1 protein-coding gene is annotated in these 908 nt (G+C 46.1%); it reads right to left on the reverse strand.

Features of this window, described 5'->3' with window-relative positions:
• Window positions 1–908: glycoside hydrolase family 3 protein (locus ACFQS8_RS14425; protein ID WP_382168571.1), on the reverse strand; the 908-nt coding region annotated here is incomplete at both ends.

Here is a 908-nt window from a genome sequence, read left to right on the forward strand (position 1 = left end):
AAGGCTGGACAACGCTTCAACCAATTCGGTTTGCTGCCCTATTAGGGTAATATCATTGCGATCACCCATATGAGTCTCTGACCAAGCCTCTCTCGAGGTGCTTTCATCTCCGCCAATGGCAAGAATGATGAGGTCGGCGTCCTGAGCTTTTTGGACAGCTTCTTGGATTTTAGATAGGTTTTCAGTCTCGTCAGCTAGGGATACATTGTCGTCCCACCAAGAACGATTACTGGTCAATTCTACGCCTTTGCTGTGAATGATTTGTGTCTCATTACCCCAACGTTCTTTAATGCCATCAAGAATGCTGACGACCTGACGCGGTTCGTCTGAATAGCCGCCTAAAACAACAATATCTGAATTCGGTCCAATGACAGCAATTTTTTTGTAGTCTGAGGGTGCTATTGGCAGAGTGTTGTTTTTATTTTTTAGGAGTACGGGGGCTTTAATGGCTGCTTGATAGGCTAGTTCTCTTGCTTCTTTGTTGCCAGTGATTTTATCTGCATATGCTGCATCGGCGTAAGGCGTATCAAAAAGGCGGGCGCGTTGTTTGAGCTGTAAGATTCTTAAAACTGCGCGGTCCAGAATTGATTCATCAATTTCTCCAGCTTCTAACTTTTCTTTTAGGCTGTAGAAGGCGCTGCCATCGGGCAGTTCCATATCAACACCGGATTCGAGCGCCAACGCTCCGGCACCGGCCAAAGAGCTAACAACGTTGTGGCGAATGTTTAATTCGTTGATGGCAAAATAATCAGCAACAACAGGTCCATCAAAACCCCATTCTCCGCGTAAGATATCGTTTAATAACCATGGGTTTGCATGGGATGGGATGCCATCTATTTCGTTGTAGCTTGCCATGACTGATGCGGCTCCAGCATTGATGGCAGCCTCAAATGGGGGGAAGAAAACTT

The organism is Hirschia litorea, from assembly GCF_042665075.1.
GTDB classification, from domain to species: Bacteria; Pseudomonadota; Alphaproteobacteria; order Caulobacterales; family Hyphomonadaceae; genus Hirschia; species Hirschia litorea.